The organism is uncultured Salinisphaera sp., assembly GCF_964012375.1.
GTDB lineage: Bacteria > Pseudomonadota > Gammaproteobacteria > Nevskiales > Salinisphaeraceae > Salinisphaera.
In genome coordinates this window covers 1-2,262 of sequence record NZ_CAXGSH010000181.1, presented here as the reverse complement: position 1 = coordinate 2,262, position 2,262 = coordinate 1, and the positions used below count along the sequence as shown (strand labels likewise).

The window sequence follows — 2,262 nt, the reverse complement described above, 5'->3', positions numbered from 1 at the left end:
CAGCGTAATGACGACGAATATCGGCCGATACGGTTCCAGTGCAGTGAGCGAACTCATCCAAGCGCCGCCGACACCAATCGATATCAACAACACCGGCGCTACACAGCACAGGGAAGCCCCGACCGCGGCGAGTACGGCGCCGATCTGGGCCCAGGTGGTGCGACCGGTCGCGGTCGTGGGGTCGTTCATGAAAAGGCTCCGTGCCGGTTCGATAATCGGACGAAGCGCAGCTTAAACGCGGTACTCAGGTACCGTGTCAAGGGCTGGCTGAGTTATTTCAGTCGCGGCGGGACAGCGTCTCGATCAGCGGACAATGATTGGACACTTGCGCGTTCCGGCAGCGATCGATCAGCCCATCCAGCGTGTCTTGCATTGCGGCCAGATCGGCGATGCGGGCTGCCACCAGCGCGCGCTGATTTTCCGCAACGCGGCGTACGTCATCGCAATGACCGTCACCCAAAATCAGCAAGTCGCCGATTTCGTCAAGGCTGAACCCCAAGCCCTGCGCGCGCTTGATGAAACGAATGCGGTCAACGGTCGCGCGCGGATAGCGACGGTAGCCAGTGGACGGTTTGGGCGGCTGATCGATCAATCCGCGTCGCTGGTAATAGCGCACAGTTTGCAGATTTACGCCGGCGGCCGCCGCGAGTTTTCCGATCGTTAGTCCAGTCTCAGCCATGTCGTTTCAGGTTCAATTTGCCACGCGTAAATACGGTAGCAACAAGACATACTCGATGCGCCGTCACCAGCGCCTATCCAGTCGCGGGCGGTGCAAGTTCAAACCGGGCCGAGTCGGTGCTGGTAAATCTTGGTGGAGGCTCATGCTTGCCTGTAGTGGGTGACCGATACGGTTTGAACCATTGGCGACTGTATCCACTGAATGAGCAAATCCTGTCGAGCGTCGCCGCCGAGCACCTGTTTCGCTGGGCATCAAACCACATCGAATTAAGGGTGCCTGATACGACTGCCCGTCAAGTCATTTTTGAAAGGCTTGGCGTGGGTGCCGATCGCTGACTGGGATGGTCCACTTTAGGTCGATAGCCGGCCTCGCGCGATTAGCTATTCCGAGTTCCCTAACCGACGTGCCCCGGTAGAGAGTGCTTGAAAAACGTCTTGAGACGCTTTTATCGGCCGCCGAGAAACGCCGCCGAGTGCCACTCTGCCGGATGTAGGTTAGCGCCTGCGCCGTACCGGCGGCGCCTCTGTGCAAAAGAACGGCTCCACCCAAGTCGCCGAGCGACAATACAAACTAGAAAAGAATCGATCTGATGAAAACGTGATTGTCTTTTCCGCCGTTCATCGACTTTGTTTGGGTCAAAACACGAAACGGGAAAATCGTACGTTAAGCAGCGACGCGCGCCCGCAGCCTATCGGTAACGTTATTCATTGGCCGCTAAAGCTTCGATGATGCGGCAATTCTGGATTCGACCACCGCGGCAGGCATGAATCATATCCTCCAACGACATTTCCAACGCCTGCAAGGCCGTAAGCTTCTTACGCACGGCTTCGAGATGCTCTTTAGCGAGTCGAGCGACGTCTTCACAGGAGGCATCACTCTGATCGGCTTGCGTCAGCAGCATGCGTACATTGTCTTGGCTGAAGCCCAGTTCCCGGCAGTGCTTGATGAACATGAGCCGTTCGACATGTGAAGGGCGGTAGTGGCGCTGGCCGCCCTCGCTACGGCCTGCTTCCGGTAGCAGGCCTACGTCGCCATAGTAACGAATCGTGGCTACACCTACGCCCGTGTGTCGGGCGAGATCGCCAATCCGTAGATCGGATTGCCTCATAACCTTCTCGCGCTTGAAGCTCTAGTAGCTCGAGGACTTAGTGTGTGGCTGTTGCAGCACGCTCGCAACTAAAGCGTAGGAATATCCTGTGTGCAACCGAGCTTCGATCAACCGCATGTCGGCGCGCAACGTCTCAGCACTCCCAATCATGCTCGTGGTCTATGGTCTGGCGTTGCTCGCTGGCGGCGTTTTGCCGCTCGCTTTCGCGCCGTTAGGTTGGTATTGGCTGGCCGTGCTGTCGCCGGCGGTTCTATTCCTGTTGGCCGTGCGTCTACCAAAACGTGCTGCGCTGTGGGCAAGCTACTTCTTCGGGTTGGGTTACTTCGGTGTAGGCGTTTCATGGGTGTTTATCAGCATCAATCGCTATGGCAGCGGACCCGTAGCAGCCCTGCTCGTCACGGTAGGCTTTGTAGCCCTCTTGGCCTTGTTCCCGTGGTCAGTGGTATTTCTCGTGCGCACCTTATCCGCCCGGATG

General features: G+C 57.6%; 3 protein-coding genes and 1 pseudogene. 1 reads left to right on the top strand and 3 read right to left on the bottom strand.

Annotated elements, in window-relative coordinates:
• The 3 genes from ABNU97_RS17685 to ABNU97_RS17675 form a co-directional block, all read right to left on the bottom strand.
• The coding region (locus tag ABNU97_RS17685; RefSeq protein WP_348767978.1) for a mercuric transporter MerT family protein at positions 1–189 on the bottom strand (189 nt) is incomplete at its 3' end.
• Between the two features lie 88 nt (positions 190–277).
• Positions 278–679: an Hg(II)-responsive transcriptional regulator gene (gene merR, locus ABNU97_RS17680; protein ID WP_209064976.1), complete on the bottom strand. Its 402-nt coding sequence runs from the start codon at positions 677–679 to the stop codon at positions 278–280.
• Between the two features lie 700 nt (positions 680–1,379).
• Entirely contained in the window at positions 1,380–1,787 is a 408-nt protein-coding gene (locus tag ABNU97_RS17675; RefSeq protein ID WP_209064974.1) for a helix-turn-helix domain-containing protein, read from the bottom strand.
• Between the two features lie 115 nt (positions 1,788–1,902).
• Between ABNU97_RS17675 and ABNU97_RS17670 the strand changes: the two are divergent.
• Positions 1,903–2,262 (top strand): annotated as a pseudogene (locus ABNU97_RS17670) (apolipoprotein N-acyltransferase); the annotation flags it as partial.

What these genes read in the sequence shown, in the direction of transcription:
- merR (WP_209064976.1), bottom strand. Translation starts at nt 679, where the DNA reads ATGGCTGAGACTGGACTAACGATCGGAAAACTCGCGGCGGCCGCCGGC.
- ABNU97_RS17675 (WP_209064974.1), bottom strand. Translation starts at nt 1,787, where the DNA reads ATGAGGCAATCCGATCTACGGATTGGCGATCTCGCCCGACACACGGGC.